The 19,597-nt window shown below is 56.9% G+C and carries 15 protein-coding genes; 4 read left to right on the plus strand and 11 right to left on the minus strand.

Annotation, left to right across the window (positions count from 1 at the left end):
- Positions 1-48 precede the first annotated feature (48 nt).
- From cstA to entC, 6 genes are all read right to left on the minus strand, one after another.
- The gene (gene cstA / locus HU143_RS16085) at positions 49-2,154 is read right to left on the minus strand and encodes a pyruvate/proton symporter CstA (RefSeq protein ID WP_001043108.1); all 2,106 of its coding nucleotides are present in this window, start codon (positions 2,152-2,154) and stop codon (positions 49-51) included.
- Positions 2,155-2,335: 181 nt separating this feature from the next.
- The gene (gene entH / locus HU143_RS16090) at positions 2,336-2,749 is read right to left on the minus strand and encodes a proofreading thioesterase EntH (RefSeq protein WP_000637966.1); all 414 of its coding nucleotides are present in this window, start codon (positions 2,747-2,749) and stop codon (positions 2,336-2,338) included.
- 2 nt (positions 2,750-2,751) lie between these two features.
- Complete coding sequence (gene entA, locus HU143_RS16095; protein WP_023227381.1) at positions 2,752-3,507, minus strand: 2,3-dihydro-2,3-dihydroxybenzoate dehydrogenase EntA; 756 nt, start codon at positions 3,505-3,507, stop codon at positions 2,752-2,754.
- Positions 3,507-4,364 carry an isochorismatase gene (locus HU143_RS16100; RefSeq protein ID WP_001007166.1) on the minus strand — a complete coding sequence of 286 codons (858 nt, stop codon included), beginning with the start codon at positions 4,362-4,364 and terminating at the stop codon, positions 3,507-3,509. Before HU143_RS16100 ends, entA begins: the two co-directional genes overlap by 1 nt.
- Positions 4,365-4,377: 13 nt before the next feature.
- Positions 4,378-5,988, minus strand: a complete 1,611-nt coding sequence (gene entE / locus HU143_RS16105; protein WP_001222459.1) for a (2,3-dihydroxybenzoyl)adenylate synthase EntE — start codon at positions 5,986-5,988, stop codon at positions 4,378-4,380.
- Positions 5,989-5,997: 9 nt separating this feature from the next.
- On the minus strand, positions 5,998-7,173 hold the full coding sequence (gene entC, locus HU143_RS16110) for an isochorismate synthase EntC (protein WP_000367600.1): 1,176 nt from the start codon (positions 7,171-7,173) through the stop codon (positions 5,998-6,000).
- Between the two features lie 308 nt (positions 7,174-7,481).
- Between entC and fepB the strand changes: the two genes are divergently transcribed.
- The gene (gene fepB / locus HU143_RS16115) at positions 7,482-8,438 is read left to right on the plus strand and encodes a Fe2+-enterobactin ABC transporter substrate-binding protein (RefSeq protein WP_023227380.1); all 957 of its coding nucleotides are present in this window, start codon (positions 7,482-7,484) and stop codon (positions 8,436-8,438) included.
- Positions 8,439-8,500: 62 nt separating this feature from the next.
- On the opposite strand, the gene entS is transcribed toward fepB, so the two are convergent.
- Positions 8,501-9,745, minus strand: a complete 1,245-nt coding sequence (entS, locus tag HU143_RS16120) for an enterobactin transporter EntS (RefSeq protein WP_023193448.1) — start codon at positions 9,743-9,745, stop codon at positions 8,501-8,503.
- Positions 9,746-9,855: 110 nt separating this feature from the next.
- On the opposite strand from entS, the gene fepD reads away from it, so the two are divergent.
- Genes fepD through fepC form a run of 3 tightly spaced genes read left to right on the plus strand, consistent with a single transcriptional unit; the run spans position 9,856 to position 12,643 of the window.
- Positions 9,856-10,863 carry a Fe(3+)-siderophore ABC transporter permease gene (gene fepD, locus HU143_RS16125; RefSeq protein ID WP_001277879.1) on the plus strand — a complete coding sequence of 336 codons (1,008 nt, stop codon included), beginning with the start codon at positions 9,856-9,858 and terminating at the stop codon, positions 10,861-10,863.
- The gene (fepG, locus tag HU143_RS16130; RefSeq protein ID WP_072162133.1) at positions 10,863-11,852 is read left to right on the plus strand and encodes an iron-enterobactin ABC transporter permease; all 990 of its coding nucleotides are present in this window, start codon (positions 10,863-10,865) and stop codon (positions 11,850-11,852) included. Before fepD ends, fepG begins: the two co-directional genes overlap by 1 nt.
- Positions 11,849-12,643: an iron-enterobactin ABC transporter ATP-binding protein gene (gene fepC, locus HU143_RS16135; protein WP_023227378.1), complete on the plus strand. Its 795-nt coding sequence runs from the start codon at positions 11,849-11,851 to the stop codon at positions 12,641-12,643. The genes fepG and fepC overlap by 4 nt, the downstream gene beginning before the upstream one ends.
- Positions 12,644-12,695: 52 nt before the next feature.
- On the opposite strand, the gene wzz(fepE) is transcribed toward fepC, so the two are convergent.
- The 4 genes from wzz(fepE) to fes form a co-directional block, all read right to left on the minus strand.
- Positions 12,696-13,832 carry an LPS O-antigen length regulator Wzz(fepE) gene (gene wzz(fepE) / locus HU143_RS16140; RefSeq protein WP_023227377.1) on the minus strand — a complete coding sequence of 379 codons (1,137 nt, stop codon included), beginning with the start codon at positions 13,830-13,832 and terminating at the stop codon, positions 12,696-12,698.
- 249 nt (positions 13,833-14,081) lie between these two features.
- Complete coding sequence (gene entF / locus HU143_RS16145) at positions 14,082-17,966, minus strand: enterobactin non-ribosomal peptide synthetase EntF (RefSeq protein WP_023227376.1); 3,885 nt, start codon at positions 17,964-17,966, stop codon at positions 14,082-14,084.
- Entirely contained in the window at positions 17,963-18,181 is a 219-nt protein-coding gene (locus HU143_RS16150; RefSeq protein WP_000396008.1) for an MbtH family protein, read from the minus strand. Before HU143_RS16150 ends, entF begins: the two co-directional genes overlap by 4 nt.
- 30 nt (positions 18,182-18,211) lie before the next feature.
- Positions 18,212-19,426: an enterochelin esterase gene (gene fes / locus HU143_RS16155; RefSeq protein WP_000656594.1), complete on the minus strand. Its 1,215-nt coding sequence runs from the start codon at positions 19,424-19,426 to the stop codon at positions 18,212-18,214.
- Positions 19,427-19,597 lie beyond the last annotated feature (171 nt).

Here is a 19,597-nt window from a genome sequence, read left to right on the forward strand (position 1 = left end):
CCAAATGCCCTCTCCTTAATTCTGGAGAGGGCTATTGATGTAAAAAGATTAGTGCGCGCCTTTCGCCTGCGTCACGATCTCATCCACATTTTCCGGCATCGGCTCATACGGCGTTTCATTCGCCGTCGGTTTATCAATCTTCAGAGCGGCCAGCGCCGTCTTAATAGAGAAGACCGCCAGCACCACGACCACCACCATAAAGAAGATGGTTAGCCCGGCATCCAGACGGTTATTGAATACCAACTGCGCGAGTTGCGATTCGGTGTACTGCGGCGGAATATTGCCGCTGTCGATCATCGCCTGGAACTTATTGGCAATGGCCAGGAAGCCGATTTTCGCATCCGGACTAAACGCTTTCTGCCAGCCCGCCGTCAGCGTACAAATCAGCAGCCAGGCCGTTGGCACCAGCGCGACCCACGCATAACGCTGACGCTTCATTTTGAACAGTACCACGGCGCAAAGCATCAGCGCCATACCCGCCAGCATCTGGTTAGCGATGCCAAACAGCGGCCACAGGGTGTTAATACCGCCCAACGGATCGACCACGCCCTGATGGAGGAAATACCCCCACGCCAGCACGCACAATGCCGTAGCAAGCAGGTTCGCTGGCAGCGAATCGGTACGTTTCAGCCCTGGCGACACTACGCCCAACAGATCCTGCAACATAAAGCGCGCCGCACGGGTGCCCGCATCCACCGCCGTCAGAATAAACAGCGCTTCAAACAGAATGGCGAAGTGATACCAGAACGCTACATCCATCATGCCGCCCAACGCGCCATGTAAAATGTAGGCCATCCCTACCGCCAGCGTTGGCGCACCGCCTGCGCGGGAGATAATGGATTGTTCGCCGACTTCATTGGCAATCTGGTGTAACGTATCCGGCGTGATAGCGAACCCCCAACTACTGACCACCTGCGCGGCAGAAGCTACGACATCCGCTGTCCCCGCTGGCGCCAGTACCGCCATCGGGCTATTCATCGCAAAGTAAACGCCCGGATCGATAATACAGGCGGAGACCAGCGCCATAATGGCGACGAAAGATTCCATTAACATCCCGCCGTAGCCGATAAAGCAGGCCTGGCCTTCGTTGGCCAACATCTTCGGCGTCGTGCCGGAGGAGATGAGCGCATGGAAACCGGATACCGCGCCGCAGGCGATGGTAATAAACAGGAACGGGAACAGGTCGCCCGTCCAGACCGGTCCGGTACCATCAACAAATTTGGTCAGCGCCGGCATAGTCAGCGTCGGACGCATGATCAGAATCCCGACCGCCAGACCGACAATCGTACCAATTTTCAGGAAGGTAGAGAGGTAATCACGCGGCGCGAGCAGCAGCCAGACCGGCAGTACCGCCGCGACAAAACCATACCCCACCAGCATCCAGGTAAGCTGCACGCCAGTAAAATCAAAGTACGGCGCCCAGGTTGGGCTTGCCGCCACCCATCCGCCGGAAATAATAGCGAAAATAAGAAATACCAGCCCAATGACCGACACCTCGCCGATGCGCCCCGGACGCAGATAACGCAGGTAGATGCCCATAAAAATCGCCAGTGGAATGGTGAACGCGACAGTGTACGTTCCCCACGGGCTATGGGTCAGCGCTTTCACCACGATCATCGCCAGGACGGCCAGAATGATCACCATGATCATAAAGCAGGCCACCAGCGCGATCACCCCTGCCGTCGCGCCCATCTCCTCTTTAACCAGCTCGCCAAGCGAACGCCCATCGCGCCGGGTCGAGACGAACAGCACCATAAAGTCCTGCACCGCTCCCGCCAGCACGACGCCCGCCAGCAGCCAGATCATCCCCGGCAGATAGCCCATCTGCGCCGCCAGTACCGGCCCGACCAGCGGACCTGCGCCAGCAATGGCCGCAAAATGGTGACCGAACAGCACTTTCTTATCGGTCGGGACATAATCCAGACCATCATTATGACGTACCGCGGGCGTCATACGCGTTGGGTCAACCGCCAGCACTTTTTTGGCGATATAGAGCCCATAAAAACGATACGCAATAAGATAGACACAGACCGACGCCACCACGATCCATAGCGCGTTGATCTGTTCCCCACGATTTAACGCAATATAGCCCAGGGCAAACGCACCCAATACTGAGAGCGCTGTCCAGACGAGGTATTTCCCTGATTTATTCATAGTTGTTGTCCGTTTGGGTGTTCCAGAGAGATGTTACATTTTGTTTCTATAACACCTTTACCGTAATTAACAACACAACAACATGATAAAACCGGATTGTTACCCATTTTTTACATTACAGTGTTAACCAGATCACTTCCTTTCTTGGTTAATGCTGCAATTGCATTTTACTTTGCCAGAACTATCCCATTACCGCCGTTCCCAGGCGACAGGTGCAGCAGCGCCTCCCCTGCTCGTCAAAGAGCGTAATTTCCCAGCTTTGATTCTGCCGCCCCAGATGCAGCGGCAGGCAAACGCCGCGTACTTTCCCCTGCGAGACGGCGCGGTGGTGAGTGGCGTTTAGCTCGGTCCCAACCACGCACTGCCCGTCGCGGGTCATCAGATAACCCGCCATTGATCCTAACGTCTCCGCCAGCGCTGCCGATGCGCCGCCGTGTAGCAGACCAAACGGTTGATGAGTGCGGGCATCGACGGGCATTTCCGCCTCCAGCACGTCATCGCCCAGACGGGTGTAAACAATGCCCAGATGCGCCACCAGCGTGTTCTGACTGGTAGCGTTCAATTCATCCAGCGTTAAATGCCGTTTCCAGATCATCGTCAGGCTCCCAATGTTGAACCGCCGTCCACCACGATATCCTGCAAGGTAATGTGGCTGGCCAGATCGGAGGCAAGAAACAAAATGGTATTGGCTATCTCCTGGGGACGGGCGATTTTACCGAGCGGTATGCCGAGCTTAAACTGTTCGCCGAAACCGCGAATGCGCTGCTGTTCGGCATCTTCACTCACCCATAACGTGCGCTGCATATCGGTGTCGGTCGAGCCCGGCGACACCACATTACAGCGTACTCCGCAGCCCGCCAGCTCCAGCCCTACGGTTAGCGCCAGGCTTTTCAGCGCCGCTTTAGAGGCGCCGTAGGCGCTCATACCGATGCGCGGCGTATGCGCCGCATCTGAGGCTACGGTGACAATCGCCCCTCCCTGCTGACGGCGAAACTGCGCCATCGTCTGCGAAAACAGGTTAAATGCCCCGCCCACATTGACCGCAAACGTCTGCTGCCAGTCGTCGACGCTAAGCGCATCGGTCGCTCCCATACGTAAAATACCGGCGGCGTTGACCAGCACATCCAGCCGCGGCGTTTTTTGCAACACACGCTGGCACACCTGCGCAACCTGCCCGGCATCCGCCACATCCATGACTTCGGTAGCAAAGGGATAATTCTCTTGCGTAAATTCGCGATCGAAGCCGATCACCCGCGCCCCGGCGTCAACAAACGCCAGCGCCGTCGCGTAACCGATCCCTTTCCCCGCACCGGTCACCCATACCGTTTTGTCTGAAAAATCAATACAGGCCATTACTCTACCCCGCGAGAGAGCAGCGCCCACCAGGCGTCAATGGTCGGATTTTTCGCCAGCATCACGAAGTCGATATCGCCGTGTACTTTACGCCAGCGCGCCGCCAGCCCCATCATGCGTACTGAATCCAGGCCATAATCAATCAGGTTTTCATCGTCCAGCGGCTCGTCGGTCTCGTCCAGCAACGGCAGAATTAACGCCCGCAGCGCCGCTTTACTGGCAGGAACCGGCGTCGGCAGCAGCGACTCGGTCATGACGACGCGACCGGAACGCCCCGCCACATAGTTCAGCGCCATCAGATGCTCTTCCCGGCTGAAATCCGCCAGCGCATCCGCCACCATAAACGGCTTAATGTCGCGCATAAACGCATCGGTAGCGGTGGTCATACAGCCAATATGCGCATACACGCCGGTAATGATGAGCTGATTACGTCCGGTATCTTTTAACATCTGTTCCAGCGGCGAGCGGTGAAACGCGCTATAGCGCCACTTCACCAGCACCGTATCCGCCTCATCCGGCGTTAAGGCTTCTACCACCTTCTGCTGTTCCGGAGAGCGCGTCAGTCCCGGCCCCCACATATCATTGAGTAACGCGCGATCTTCATCGCTTTGCTCTTTCGGCTGAGCGGTGTAATAGACCGGGATATGATGTTCCTTACAGTACTGGCGCAGGGCGGCGATATTAGCAATCACCTGGTCCATCATTGGGCAGTTGCGGCCCCAAAAGCTGACAAAGTAATCCTGCATATCGTGGATGAGCAGCGCAGCGCGCTCCGGCTCAAATGCCCAGTTCACTTTGTTGGTCGGGATATCCAGTGCGGTGGGCAGCGCGTAAGACTGTAGTTTCGGGATTGCCATCTCTCTTTCTCCTTCAGAGCGGTGAACGTGACGCCAACCGCTGGCGTAATTGTTTTTTATCGACTTTACCAACCGGCGTCAGCGGCAGTGACGCAACGCACTCCACGCGATCCGGTAATTTAAATTCCGCCACGCCCTGCTCTCGCAGGAAACGGCGTACCTGTACCGCTCGCAGCGGCTCTTTTACCACCAGATATGCGCAACTTTTTTCCCCCAACAGTTCATCTTCCATGCTGACCAGCGCCGCATGGATCACCGCCGGGTGGCGCAGTAACAGGTTTTCTATCTCTTCGGCGGCTATCTTCTCGCCGCCCCGATTGATCTGATCTTTTTCACGCCCGTGAACGGTGATGTAGCCGTCTTGATCAATGGAGATCAGATCGCCGGAACAGTAAAAACCGTTGGCGTCAAAGGCGCTGGCATTGTGTTGCGGACTGTTGAAATAGCCGCGAAAAGTATAGGGGCCGCGCGTCATCAGACGACCAATCTCGCCCGGCGGCAGTGGATTCCCGTCGGCATCCGCCACCCACACTTCGTCGTCCGGACACATGGGTCTTCCCTGGGTATTGATAATCCGTTCCGGGCTATCGTCCAGCCGGGTATAGTTCACTAACCCTTCCGCCATGCCGAAGACCTGCTGCAACTGACAGCCAATTTCAGCCGGAATACGGGCGGCCAGCGTCGCAGAAAGCCGCGCGCCGCCAACCTGCAATAACCTTAATGACGCCAGCGGCGCATTACCGCCCCACTCCTGGATAGCCTGTAGCCATAGACTGACCGCGGGAGGCACCAGCGCCGTGGCATTAATCTGGTGTTTTTCGATCAGCGGGAAACAGAGCGTGGCGCTGGGATCGGTCGCCAGCACTACCGTTCCTTTGGCAAGAAAGACGCCCAGCGCGCCCGGCGAACTCATGGCGTAGTTATGCGCGGCGGGAATCGCGCACAGAAAACGCGTCTCCTCGTTGAAACCGCAAATCTCATTGCTGCGGCGCACGCTGTAGTAATAGTCGTTATGGGTACGGGGAATAAGCTTTGGCGTGCCGGTAGTACCGCCGGAAAGCTGAAAGTAGGCCACTTCGTCAGCAGGTGATGGCGTGGCGGTGAAATCTTCCGCCGCCTGCCGCATCGCCGCGTCCAGGCTGTGATCGCCGTCGTCGTTGCGCAATAACACCACCCGCACAGAGCGGTGTTCAGCCACAAACGTGTTGAGAAAGTCCTCCCCGGCGAACAGCGTATGTTGGCGATCGGCAATCACCAGCGTCGGCGCGATCTGCATCGCATAGGCGTTAAGTTCGGTACGTTGATGGCTAAACAGCGCCAGAACGGGCGCTACGCCAAGCTTCAACAGGGCGAAAAAGGTGATATACAGTTCCGGTACATTCCCCAGTTGTACCAGAGCGGTTTCGCCAGGTTTGATGCCCTGACGGCGTAAATAGCAGGCCAGATTATCCGCGGCCTGGTTGAGCTGGCGATAGCTGAATGCGCGCTCGCCTTCAATGACCGCCGTCTTGTCGCTGTCAGCGTGGCGGGTCAGAATATCGGTCAACGGCACGTCTTGCCAGTAGCCTTTTTCACGATAACGGCGGGCAAATTCATCCGGCCAACGGGTGAAAGGTATACGCATCATCGTTCCTTAATGCAGTCCAAAAACGTTCAACATCGTAGAGAGCTTGACGCCGGTTTCCCGCCACTCGCCGACTGGCGAAGAGGCAGGGACAATCCCGGCGCCAGCGAACAGGCGCACCTGATTACCGTGCAATTTCGCACAACGAATCGTCACTACCCACTCGCCGTTTCCTTCGGCGTCGCACCAGCCGACAATGCCGCCAAACAGTTCACGATCGAACGGTTCCAGTTCAGCAATCAGCTTTTTCGCGGCCTGATGGGGGAAACCGCTTAACGCAGGGGTCGGATGCAGCAGACAGGCCAGCGTCAGCGCGTTTTCTCCGGCGTTGGCCTTGCCCTCAAACGGCGTACCGAGATGCCATAGCGTCGGCGTGGTGATCAACTGCGGAGAGGAAGGTAATTGCAGTTCCGTGCTGCGATCGCGCAGGATCTGCTTCATCGCCTGCGTCACCAGCTCATGTTCATGGCGATCTTTTTGTGAAGCCAGCAGTCGGTTTCCCGCCTCGCGATCCAGAACGTCATCCGGCTGTCGGCGTGCCGAGCCTGCTAACGGCAGCGAACTAAACCGCTCGCCCTCCTTGCGTAGCAGCAATTCGGGGCTGGCGCCCAGCAGAACGCCGCCATCCGCCAGCGGCACATGGAAGTTGTAACTAACTGGATTCTGCGCAACCAGCCGCTCCAGCAATGCTCCGCTATCCACCGCCACATCAGTGGTGATATCTATCAGCCGGGAAAGCACCACTTTATCGACGTCTGGCGTGGCGGTCAGCATAGCCGCGCGTGCGACCATCGCTTCAAAAGCATCCTGCTCCGGAATCGCCTTTCGCGCCGTCACCGTCAGCGACTGATGGTCAGTAAAATAACGCGCCGTGCGCTGCTTTTGCTGGCGAGAAAAGGACTGCCACGCCATCGGGATAAATAGCGACGACGGCTGACGGGTATCAAAGGGTATCGCCCCCACCAGGATAGGGTTGGCGATGCCCTGCGATTTGGCCTCGGCAAACTGCTGGCGCAATTTTTGCTGGAAAGGGCTATCCGGCGAATCTCCGGCAACCGCAGGCTCGGTATAACGGGCGAAGCACCCGGAAGTGGTAAAACTGCGATACGGCGACATGAAGAAAAAGCGATCGGGAGCAAGCGTTGCCATTGTCTCCTGAGCGTCCTCGGCCAGTGACATATCCATATCATCCTCCAATGATAAAGGCTTATATACACTTCATCTTTCAAGCTGCCTCTTTGTTGGCTGCGATCAGAAACCCCGGTCACACAGTTATCTATGCCCGCGGGGATTTCTTCCCTTGCCGTCGCGATGCTTCTTGAATGATTTTGTGTATAATAATGATTATTATTTCTATTTTTAGTGCGCTAACCTAAGAGTAAAACGTCGCTCTGTCAACTCTGGTCATGAGTTAAATGGCACTAAGGCTTGCATCTCGCTGCCGCTGACATGAAAATGAGAAGCATTAACTTTATTAATAACAGGACGCTATTGTGAGACTCCCCGCCTTTTATCGTTGGCTGCTTTTAGTGGTTGGTTTATCAATTTCAGGAATATCCTTAGCCCAGGACGCCGGTTGGCCCCGGCAAATCCAGGACAGCCGCGGCGTTCATACTCTGGACCACAAACCCGCGCGTATCGTCTCTACCAGCGTGACGTTAACAGGCTCGCTGCTGGCGATTGATGCGCCCGTCGTCGCCAGCGGGGCCACTACGCCGAATAACCGCTTTGCTGACGATCAAGGGTTTATGCGCCAGTGGAGCGACGTAGCAAAGGCTCGCCATGTCGCCCGGCTGTACATCGGCGAACCGAATGCCGAAACGGTCGCCGCGCAAATGCCGGATCTCATTTTGATTAGCGCCACCGGCGGCGACTCCGCGCTGGCGCTTTACGATCAGCTCTCCGCTATCGCGCCGACGCTCGTCATCAATTATGACGATAAAAGCTGGCAGAGTTTGCTCACGCAGCTTGGCGAGATCACCGGTCAGGAGAAACAGGCCGCCGCGCGAATAGCGGAATTTGAGGCGCAACTGACGACGGTTAAACAGCGAATCGCCCTGCCGCCACAGCCGGTTAGCGCGCTGGTGTATACCCCTGCCGCGCATAGCGCCAATCTGTGGACGCCAGAATCAGCACAAGGGAAAATATTGACGCAGTTAGGCTTTACGCTGGCGACATTGCCCCGAGGGCTGCAAACCAGCAAAAGCCAGGGTAAGCGCCACGATATCATTCAGCTTGGCGGTGAAAATCTGGCCGCTGGGTTAAACGGCGAATCTCTTTTCCTGTTTGCCGGCGACAACAACGATGTTGCGGCCCTTTACGCCAATCCGCTGCTGGCGCACCTGCCAGCGGTGCAAAATAAGCGCGTCTATGCCCTGGGTACGGAGACGTTCCGTCTGGATTATTACAGCGCAACGTTGCTGCTTAACCGACTGGCCGCCCTGTTTTAGCCTTATCGGAGTCTTATCCGACTGACCAGACAGATTTGGTCAGTCGGATAAACGCGTCTTCATCAGCCAGCATCGCTAACCGGCGGCGTCTGGCGAAAACGGCGTAGCTCGCCCAGCACTAACAGCAGCAGCAAACCGATAATCACCAGCCCGAATCCACTCACGCTCGCGGAAGCGACCGGCGTCATCATTGCGCCAAGACCGCCTAACAGCGCCGCGCCGATAGCGTCTCCCGTGACGTTTTGCGCGGTCCACAGGCCGTTCATTCGCCCCAACATATTTTCCGGCGTCTGGGTTTGCAGCAGGGTGTATTGTAATAACGAACTGATGGCGCTAAGCCAGCCAAACAGCGCCAGACAGATAACACCTGCGATCCAGACCGGCATGATGGCGAACACCCCCACCGCCAGAAAAGAACCGACTGTCGAAACCAGCATAATGAGCCCCGGACGAACGCTATGCGCCAGTTGTCCGCTGGTCAGCGCGCCAATGGCCGCCCCCAGCGGAATTGCCGCATACAGCAAACCGATTTGCGCCGCCGACATTTGCCAGCTCATCGCCAGCGCCGGATAGAGGACGCGTACCGCGCTTGCCATCGTCACCAGGCCGCCAAGCAGCGCAATACCGCCGATAAGCGGACTGGCGAGCAAAAAACGAAATGCCGCCAGTAACGCGATAAATGGATTTTCCCGCGGCTGCGGAGGAACAGGCAGTCGCGGCAGCGTCAGTAACGGCAATAGCGTAATAAACGTCCCGGCGGCCGCCAGCCCATAGTTCCAGGCTACGCCGCCGCTGGCAAGCAATATGCCCCCCAACATCGGCGAAATAACCGATCCCAGACGTACCGTCAGCATGGTAATCGCGCCGGCCTGCATCAGATTTTCTCTTCCGACCAGCGCTGGCGTCGCCGCCAGTAACGCGGTCACGCCCAGAGACGCGAAAAAGCCGTCCCACAGGCCAAGGAGATATATCGTCAGCAATGAGGGTTCCGGCAGCAGCGCGTTCACGCACAGGCCAATAAAGCCAATACCGCAAGTACCGCGCGCCAGCAGAATCACCTTTTTACGTTCGTAGCGATCGGCCAGCACACCGCCCACCATTAAGCCAATAAACATGGCGCCGCCGGTTAACGTTACCGACAGCCCTACCTGCCAGGTGGAGTGCGTCATCATTTGGATCTGTACCGGAACCGCCACGCCAAGCAGCCCCAGCGAGACAATAGAGATAAAACGGGCCAGAAATACTGCGCGAAATGCAGGGTGCGTCTTCAACAGGCTGAGATTGAGCAGCCAGGATTGTCGATTCATTACAACGCCTTAATGCGAGTTTTTTTAAATATCCATTCAATGGCTGCACATGCTAACATAACCAAATAAGATAGATAACGATAATTACTATCATTATCAGGGAAGTTACTATGTCATGCTCGTTTTCCGTGACGCGCGCGTTTGCCGTGCCCGGATTGTTGTTATTACTGAGTCTCGCCGCGGTTTTAAGCCTGGTCATTGGCGCGAAACCGCTGCCCGCCGCCGTCGTGCTGGAGGCGTTCACCGGCGTGTGCCAAAGCGCCGATTGCACTATCGTCCTGGATGCGCGTTTGCCGCGTACGCTGGCCGGATTACTGGCAGGCGGTGCGTTGGGTCTCGCCGGGGCGCTCATGCAAACACTTACTCGCAACCCGCTCGCCGATCCGGGGATTCTGGGCGTTAACAACGGCGCCAGCTTCGCCATTGTACTGGGCGCGGCGCTGTTTGGTTTCTCCACGCCGCTGGAACAGCTTTTCATGGCATTTAGCGGCGCGCTTATCGCATCGCTGATTGTCGCCTTCACCGGTAGTCAGGGCGGCGGCCAGTTAAGCCCGGTCCGCCTGACACTGGCGGGCGTGGCGCTTGGCGCGGTACTGGAAGGACTGACCAGCGGCATCGCGCTGTTAAATCCAGAGGTCTATGACCAGCTTCGCTTCTGGCAGGCGGGATCGCTGGATATTCGCAGCCTGCAAACGTTGAAAGTCGCGCTCGCGCCCGTGGTTATCGCTGGGATCGTGGCGCTATTTCTGAGCCGTGCGCTGAACAGCCTGAGCCTCGGCAGCGATACCGCGACGGCGCTGGGGAGTAAAGTGGCGCGCACCCAACTTATCGGTTTACTGGCGATTACCGTCTTGTGCGGCAGCGCAACGGCGCTGGTCGGCCCTATCGCCTTTATTGGTCTGATGATGCCGCATATGGCGCGTTGGCTGGTGGGCGCAGACCACCGCTGGTCGCTGCCAGTGACGCTACTGGCAACCCCTGCTCTGCTGCTTTTTGCCGATATTATTGGTCGTCTGTTGGTGCCGGGCGAACTCCGCGTATCGGTCGTCAGTGCATTTATCGGCGCGCCGGTACTTATCTTTCTGGTACGCCGTAAATCGAACGGAGGCGGCCTGTGATGTTTCTTTCTCGTCGGCTTATCGTAAGTTGCCTGCTTCTGGCGGCCGGCTGCTTCGCCATTGGCTTATGGAGTCTGCAAAGCGGCGCCGTGTCTCTTGAGACCGGGCAGATTATTGCCGCGCTGCTGGGCGACGCGCCGCGTAACATCACCCTTGTCGTAACCGAATGGCGACTACCGCGCGTATTAATGGCGCTGCTGATTGGCGCTGCGCTTGGCGTCAGTGGCGCGATTTTTCAGTCGTTGATGCGTAACCCGCTAGGCAGCCCTGATGTGATGGGCTTTAATACCGGCGCCTGGAGCGGCGTACTGGTCGCAATGGTCCTGTTTGGCCAGCATCTTACCGCGATCGCGCTGGCGGCATTGGCGGGCGGTATCGTCACGTCATTGATTGTCTGGCTGCTCGCCTGGCTTAACGGGATTGAAACTTTCCGGCTGATTATCATCGGTATCGGCATCCGCGCGATGTTAGTCGCCTTTAATACCTGGCTTCTGTTGCAGGCGTCGCTGGAAACGGCGCTCACCGCCGGCTTATGGAATGCCGGGTCGCTCAACGGTCTGACATGGGCAAAAACCTGGCCTTCGGCGCCGCTGATTATTGTGATGCTGACAGGCGCCGCGCTACTGGTGCGTCGTATGCGGCTGCTGGAGATGGGCGATGACAGCGCCTGCGCGCTGGGTGTTAGCGTGGAGCGGTCACGCCTGATGCTGATGCTGGTGGCGGTGTCGCTCACCGCTGCGGCAACGGCACTGGCTGGCCCCATCTCGTTTATTGCCCTTGTCGCGCCGCACATCGCCCGCCGTCTTAGCGGCACAGCGCGCTGGGGATTAACCCAGTCGGCGCTGTGCGGCGCGTTATTACTACTGGCCGCCGATGCGTGCGCGCAGCAACTGTTTATGCCTTATCAGCTTCCAGTGGGCGTGGTCACCGTCAGCCTCGGCGGTATTTACCTTATCGTCTTGTTAATTCAGGAGTCCCGCAAAAAATGACCGAACCCGTAGCCCGTTTGCGCGGCGACCAGTTAACGCTGGGTTATGGCAGCTATACCGTCGCAAAAAACCTTAATGTTTCGATTCCGGACGGCCATTTTACCGCCATCATCGGCCCTAACGGCTGCGGCAAGTCAACGTTACTACGCACGCTAAGCCGTCTGATGACGCCTGTTGACGGCCATGTCTGGCTGGATGGCGAACAAATACAGCGTTACGCCAGTAAAGAGGTGGCGCGGCGCATCGGATTGCTGGCGCAAAACGCCACTACGCCGGGCGATATCACCGTACAAGAACTGGTCGCCAGAGGGCGTTATCCGCATCAGCCGTTATTTACCCGCTGGCGCAAGGAAGATGCCGACGCCGTCGCCAGTGCCATGCGTGCAACAGGTATCACCTCACTGGCGACGCAAAGCGTAGATACTCTGTCCGGCGGCCAACGTCAGCGGGCGTGGATAGCCATGGTGCTGGCGCAGGAAACGTCCATCATGCTGCTGGATGAGCCGACAACGTGGCTGGATATTAGCCATCAAATTGATTTGCTGGAGTTGTTAAGCGATCTCAACCGCGAAAAGGGCTATACGCTCGCCGCCGTCCTGCACGACCTGAATCAGGCCTGCCGATACGCCACGCATTTGATTGCATTACGCGAAGGTAACATTGTTGCACAGGGCGCGCCGAAAGAGATTGTTACCGCTGAGCTTATCGAAAAAATCTATGGGCTGCGCTGTATGATTATCGACGATCCGGTTGCCGGGACGCCGCTGGTGGTACCGCTGGGGCGGCGATAGTCGCCCACACAGATGACAAAGCCGGATATCGCTATCCGGCTTTTCGGGTAAATCAGACTAACCGTTCATCTATCGCCAGCGCGTTTTCCATTTTACGCGAGACCATCGCGTGACGCAGTAATACGCCGCCGCAGGCCATCATACCGCCAATCAACGCCGCCAGGATAATAATGATGGCTTTACCCGGGCCATCTTTTTTCACTGGCAGAGACGGCGACAGTTGATATTTAAACGGGGTAAACTTCACGTCACTCACATTCATTGCCGCCAGTTGTTCAACATGGTATTGACGGTTACGCAAATCACCGTCGATCTCGGCCACGTCCGTTACCCCTTTTTCAATTTCCAGTTTGCGGGAAATACCATCCGCGCCGAGAGAAATAGAAAAATCCGGATCATCTTTTACCGCCTGACCATTGCTGTAAACCGGTCTCTTAATACCGGCGGCGTTGGCGATTTCCAGCGAATAATGAAGACGTTGAATATTGGCATCAAGCTGATTTTTGAGACGCACCCGATCCATCGCCAGCTTTTCCTGCTCATAGCGGGTTTTGATTTCCAGCTGGTTACGAATATTTTCCAGCGTCTCTTTCACGACGATATCGGAGATGTACTGAATATAGCCAGCCAGCACTTTTTGCGCTTCTTCCCGCGTCGGCGCGGTAAAACTCAATGTCCACGACGTGAATAACGACGTTTCATTTTTCTTGCCGGCATTGCTGTCCACCGCTTTCATTTTTTCGCTCAGCAGGACAATCGCCCGGTGAAGATCCTGCTCGTCTATTTGCGCGCCTTTTAATTGATCCATGACATACGGAGAAGAACGAAGATATTCTTCCAGCAGCGAGGGCGAGCTAAACTTTTTAATAAACAGATTAAATACGCTGGCCCGATCAACGCTTACCTCCATATCCAACACGCGCAGCGCGGTCAACGTTCTCTCCAGCCCCTGCCACTGTATCGACTCCGCCGGTGTGACAATCGCCTGGCTGGTCCATTTTTGCGGCAGCAGAAAGGACAGAAGCAACCCCACGCACGCAAAGGCGAAAACGGTAGCAAGAATACGACGTTTCGCCTGCCATAACACCTCTATAAGGCTAAACAAATCGATTTCATGACTGTTGGCGGGCGGCAGTGAGTAACCTGCAAATGACTGATTTTTTTCTTGTTTTACATTAAGAGATGGCATGCCGTATGACCTGAAAACTTTATCCAATGAAAGAACACATTCCTGTCAGAGATTCTAACAGCAAGTCAGAATTATCCGAAACAATCTTTACGCGCCAGTGCCCGAAAAGCTAAATATTCGGAATTAAACTTGCCTGTAGCATGTATCACTTATGTTAAAAGAATTAATAGTTGCAATAAAAAACCCATAATAATTAGTCATTATTATGGGTTTCAGGATTTAATTTGTTAAAGGCAGAAACAACGCCCGTTATTTATTAATAAGTTCGCTGATGATGGGCCCGATAGTTTCAAAAGCGGAGGGAGAAATAATATCTACATGCGCGCACGGCTGGCGATAAATAGCCAAAGACGCTATCCACGGCGACCAGCTCTGTTCAGGCGATACGTCTTCCGGCACCGTTTTATCCGCCACAAAGAGCGTGGCATGTCCATCAAACGGTGCGCTATGCGCCGTCGTCAGCAAACGGACGGCATCCGCATAATTGCCTTCAATGGCGGTAAATAAGGCGTCGGAGGCATTTCCCTGCTGCGCGGCGACAAACGCTGCGCGTTCGCGTTCAATTTCCGCCAATACGTCCGGATTGAGGCCATTCGCCTCTTTTTCCCGCCAGTTTTGTGTTTCCGGCGGCCAGGTGTCCAGTAACCCCAAAAACGCCACCGTTTCACCGCGCGCGCGCAACCGGGCGGCGATCCCTTGCGCCAGCGTCCCGCCCAGCGAATAGCCTAATAAATAATAAGGGCCATGCGGCTGCCGGGCGAGCAATGTCGCCAGATGATGTTCACATACCTCATCAAGAGTGGTTGCGGTTTGCATAGGGCCAGCGGGGCGCGGCGACTGAATCCCCATAATCGACCACGACGGGCTGAGATAGCGTGATAATACGCTAAATTGCCAGGCGAACCCCGACGCCGGATGGAAACAAAATAACGTTGGACCATCGCTTTCACGCAGCGGCAACAGCGGCCCGAACCCCAGATTGCGCGAGCGTTCGTCATCGTCAGTATCGAGCAGCTTACTCAACTGCGCCACGTCAGACGCCACCATCACCTGCCCCGGCGTCACCTGGCGGTTAAACGTCTGACTTAGCTGCGCGGCCAGTTTCATCGCCAGCAGCGAGTGTCCGCCCAGCGCAAAGAAATCACTTTCAACGTCGTTAATCTCACAGCCCAGCAGGCGGGAAAACGCCGCGGCGACAGCAATCTCCGTTGCGGACTGCGGCGCACGCCCTTTCACGCGCGGCGTCAGCTCCGGCAGCGGCAGGGCTTTACGATCCAGCTTGCCATTAGCGCTAAGCGGCAAGCTGGCAAGTTGCAACAGTACAACTGGCACCATATGCGCGGGAAGTTTTTGGCGTAATTTTTCCTGCAGCGCCGGTAAATCCAGCGGCAAACCGGAGTGCGACACCAGATAGCCGACCAGTTGCCGGGCATCCCCGCCCGTCGCCGCCGCCTGATTAAAGACGCAGGCATGTGCTACCGCCTGTTCAACATCCGGCAGCGTTTGCATGACGCGGTCAATCTCGCCCAGTTCAATACGTTGACCCCGAATTTTGAGCTGATCGTCGCTGCGCCCCAGGTACTCCACCGCGCCGGAATCCAGCCAGCGCGCCACATCTCCGGTACGGTACATCCGTTCGCCTGGCGCAAAAGGATCGGCGATAAAACGGCTGGCGGTAAGATCCGGACGCCCCAGATAGCCCTGCGCCAGTTGGATACCGGTAAGATAGAGATCGCCAGCCACGCCCGGCGGCACCGGCTGCATATGCGCATCGAGAATACGTAAACCGGTATTCCAGACGGGATAACCAATCGGGATGCTGTTGCCGTCAACAGCCGCCAGCTCATCGCCACAGGCCGGATACCAGCTCACATCCACCGCGGCCTCCGTTGGCCCGTACAGATTGTGTAGCGGCGCGTTGGTTAACGTCTCCCATTCGCGGCACAGCGCCGTCGGCAGGGCCTCGCCGCTACAGAAAACGCGCTTTAAGGAAGCGCAGCTTTTCCCAGCCGACGCTGGCGTGAGCGAGGCAATAAAGGCCGCCAGCATCGACGGCACAAAATGAGTGGTCGTGACGCCGTATTGCGCAAAGAACCGCTGCATCGCGAGCGGGTCGCGGTGCGCTTCCGGTTCAGCCATCACCAGTTTCGCCCCGGCGATAAACGGCCAGAAAAACTCCCATACTGAGACGTCAAAACTGCACGGCGTTTTTTGCGCTACTACATCATCCGCCGTCAACGGATAGTGATCCTGCATCCACAGCAGCCGGTTGACTATCGCCGTTTGTCCCACCATCACCCCTTTCGGCCTGCCCGTCGAGCCAGAGGTGAAAATGATGTAAGCGGTATGATGCGGTAACGACAGCCCCAGCGGAGTGGCGTCACTGACCGGTAGCGGTTGGCTATAACACAAATATTCCATCCCCGGAATATCGTGAAAGCGCGCCAGCTGCGCCTGAGTCGTAATTAACAGTTTCGGCTGCGCATCTTCCAGCATCATTCGCAGCCGATCGTCAGGATAACCGGTATCCAGCGGCAGCCAGGCGGCGCCCGCCTCGACAATGCCATGCAGCGCTAAGGTCAGAAAAACCGACCGCGGCAACGCCACCGCCACGCTATCGCCAGGCTGAACGCCGCGTTCCCGCAGCGCGTACGCCAGCGCCACAACCTGTTCGCGCATTTCACGGTAGGTAAAGTGATAATGCGCATCTGCCAACGCGGAAGCCTCTGGCGTTTTTTGCGCCTGCTGCGCCACCAAATCGCTAAGCGTGGCGGCGGGAATCGTTACCGCCGTATTATTAAGGTGTGTTAATTGCGTTTGTTCTTCCGCCAGCAGCATTTGCGCATCGCCGCAGCACAGCGCCGGGTTATCCGCAAACTGTGTGATAAGCGCCATCAACCGTAAGGCATGGCGGGAGAGCGTGGCGCCATCGTAACGCTGTGCATTCGCCAGCAATTCAATATCCAGACCGCCGTTTTCATCCGGAAAAAGCGCCAGTTCAAGATCGTTAACCGGCCCCGTCGCCAGGGTATGGGTTTGCGCCTGTATACCAGGAAGATCCAGATGATAATCAAATACTTTTATGTTGAGCACCGGGCCAAATAGCGGCGTTTCCCCTGCGGCTCGCCCGCTATCGCGTACAATCTGTTCGGCGTCGTAACGCTGGTGGCGGCGCATCTTCTTTAACTGCGCCGCAAGACGCTTCGCCAGCGTTGGCAGATCTTCCGTCGCATGAAGGTTAACCGCCAGCGGCAACACGTTAAGGACAGGCCCGGTCGCCGTTAACGCCGCCGAGCCCATCCGCCGCATAAAGATAAATCCGGCGGCATAATCCATTCGCCCGCATAATCGCCCCAGCCACAACGTCACCAGCGCCAGGGCAAGATCCGCTCGCGGTATCTCAGGCATGTGCGCCGCCAGTTGGCGAAACGCCCCCTCCGGCGCGCTCAATTTCATACGCAGAATATCCGCGCTCGCCGACCGCCCCGGCAGCGGCGCGGCAGACATTGACGCCGGCGGCGGCAGCTCGCGGCGCTGCTGCGCCCAGAAGGCGCCGTCACGCTGCCAGGCCTCGCTCTGGCGATAGCGCTGATATTCCTCGACCACATCCGCAAAGGGGGTAAAAGGCGACTCCGGCGTAGGGGCGTCGCTCTGCCAGGCGCGATAAATCGCCGCAATCTGGCGAGTTATCGCCGGGAAGCTAAAGCCATCCACCAGCAAATGGTGATAGCGCTGATACCAATACCAGCGGGTATTATCAATGCGGATTAACTGGTGAAACGCCAGCGGCTTACCGCTATCTGCGCGCAGGTTTTGCCGTAAATCCGCCTGCATTAACGCCAGCGCCGCGTGATGCGGATCGGGCTGGTCGCGTAAATCGGCAATCGGGGGCTCGCCGAAGGTGTACTCAGGATCTATCCATTGCCAGACCTCGCCGTTCTCTTCGGTAAAACGCATCCGTAGCGTATCCGCCTGTTGCATCCCTACCGCTACCGCTTTTGCCAGCAAGGGGGCATCCAGCTCGCCGTTCAGTTCCACGTAGTGCGCCACGCTCCAGGCGGAGGGTAAATCAGAGAGTTTTTCCGCCATCCAGATCCCCGGCTGAGCGGCGACTAACGGTAAACGCTGCGTCATTTCGCCTCCTGCTTATCGGCATAATACGCCGGATTCAGTGTTGTCCAGCGCGTATTAAGCCACTGCTGGCACGCGTCCTGCGATTGCGGTTCGCATACCACGTCCCAGCCTGCGGGAAGCGCGCACGCCGCTGGCCAAAGGCTGAATTGACGCTGCGCATTTTGCAGGATGTAAAACTGTCCCTGCGGATTATCGAAGGGATTACTGAATTCCATACTCAACTCCTGTCATGGACATGTGCCCGGTTAAAGCGTGTCGATAAGCGGCTGCCAAAGCAGCATCAGCCCTTGCGTTAGCCCGCCGCGCCAGCAAAGCGCATCGTGTCCGCCGTCAACCTGACGCCAGAAAATGGACTGCTGCGAGGTATTCAGTTGGGCATAAAGCGCCTGATTCGCCTGAAACACGATCGGCTCACGCACGCCGGCTTCCAGTACGATACGCAGTCCGCGCGCACATAATGCGCCGGTTTTCAGCCGGGTAATGACTTCCCCCTCCGGCGGGGTGATGCGATGGGGCCACCAGAACGATCCTGACTGGCTCAGTACACAGCCAAAACGCGTCGGCCAGTTCAGGCCGGCATACAGCGCCGACAGGCCGCCAAAGCTCTGTCCGGCGACCACCGTTCGCCCGGCATCATCGCTAAAAGGCGTCACGGCTCTGACTTGCGGCAACAGTTCCTGCTGCACCGCCAGCCAGAAGTCGGCATTGCAGGGCAACTCCTGGCTGCGGTGTTGAGTATCAATCGCGTCAATCAGCAGATAGACGGCACCGGGAAGCAGGCGTTGATGAGTCAGCGAGGCGAGCGCGGGCCAGACGGGCATATTTTCCGCCCAGAATTGACCGTCCAGCAGAATAGCCAACGGTCTTTCCTCCGGCGCCTCGTCTCCGGTCGTCAATATCCATACGCGGCGGGAGTTACCCAGACGTTCGCTATGCCACTGCATCATCAAAGGCGGCGAGTACGGCGTTTCAGGACGATCCCATCCCGGCTGAAGGGGCGCATCCGGCATTTCCAGCGCTGAAACCGCATGACCACGTCCTCCCCGCCAGCTTCGCGAATTAAGCGGGTCGGCAATCGCCTGCGGTAATAGCTGTCGCCAGCCTTCACGCAGCGCGTTCCGATCGGGCGTTTCGCCCGGCGCAAAAGCGGCAAAAACGTCATCGCGTTCGGTAGGAATAAAACAGTAGCTGCCGCGCCAGTTAGCGCTAAGCGCCGTACTCCAGCGCCAGACATCCGTTCCGGCAATACGCGCCATCGTCTGAGGCTGCGCGTTTTGATGATGATCGGTTACGCCAGTGATGTAGACCCAGACACGCCGTATCGGGGAGTGTGTTTCGTTTCCCTGCGGGTCGCGCCACCAAAAAGTGACCCGATAATTTCCGTCTTTTTCCCGTATCCATTCCGGCCCGGTTTTCGTCCTCCACCAGGCCTCACTTCCCGTTGCCAGCGCCTCTTTCATTATAACCCTGTGTTTATTATGAATTTTGTATATAAAAGGTGAAATATATTGATAATATTATTGATAACTATTTGCATTTGCAATAGCGTATTGTCGCGCTATGGGACGCGCGAACACAATTTCACCACCCGGCCAATGCCTTTGACGGGCGCTTTGGCTTATGTGGCTAAA

This window comes from Salmonella sp. SJTUF14076 (genome assembly GCF_015534835.1).
Classification (GTDB): Bacteria; Pseudomonadota; Gammaproteobacteria; order Enterobacterales; family Enterobacteriaceae; genus Salmonella; species Salmonella enterica.

Excerpts from the sequence above, each read along its gene's own strand:
- entA (WP_023227381.1), bottom strand. The coding sequence starts at position 3,507 with ATGGCCTGTATTGATTTTTCAGACAAAACGGTATGGGTGACCGGTGCG.
- entC (WP_000367600.1), bottom strand. The coding sequence starts at position 7,173 with ATGGATATGTCACTGGCCGAGGACGCTCAGGAGACAATGGCAACGCTT.
- entE (WP_001222459.1), bottom strand. The coding sequence starts at position 5,988 with ATGCGTATACCTTTCACCCGTTGGCCGGATGAATTTGCCCGCCGTTAT.
- fepC (WP_023227378.1), top strand. The coding sequence starts at position 11,849 with ATGACCGAACCCGTAGCCCGTTTGCGCGGCGACCAGTTAACGCTGGGT.
- entH (WP_000637966.1), bottom strand. The coding sequence starts at position 2,749 with ATGATCTGGAAACGGCATTTAACGCTGGATGAATTGAACGCTACCAGT.
- fepD (WP_001277879.1), top strand. The coding sequence starts at position 9,856 with ATGTCATGCTCGTTTTCCGTGACGCGCGCGTTTGCCGTGCCCGGATTG.
- HU143_RS16100 (WP_001007166.1), bottom strand. The coding sequence starts at position 4,364 with ATGGCAATCCCGAAACTACAGTCTTACGCGCTGCCCACCGCACTGGAT.
- entS (WP_023193448.1), bottom strand. The coding sequence starts at position 9,745 with ATGAATCGACAATCCTGGCTGCTCAATCTCAGCCTGTTGAAGACGCAC.
- cstA (WP_001043108.1), bottom strand. The coding sequence starts at position 2,154 with ATGAATAAATCAGGGAAATACCTCGTCTGGACAGCGCTCTCAGTATTG.
- fepG (WP_072162133.1), top strand. The coding sequence starts at position 10,863 with ATGTTTCTTTCTCGTCGGCTTATCGTAAGTTGCCTGCTTCTGGCGGCC.
- HU143_RS16150 (WP_000396008.1), bottom strand. The coding sequence starts at position 18,181 with ATGGAATTCAGTAATCCCTTCGATAATCCGCAGGGACAGTTTTACATC.
- entF (WP_023227376.1), bottom strand. The coding sequence starts at position 17,966 with ATGACGCAGCGTTTACCGTTAGTCGCCGCTCAGCCGGGGATCTGGATG.
- fes (WP_000656594.1), bottom strand. The coding sequence starts at position 19,426 with ATGAAAGAGGCGCTGGCAACGGGAAGTGAGGCCTGGTGGAGGACGAAA.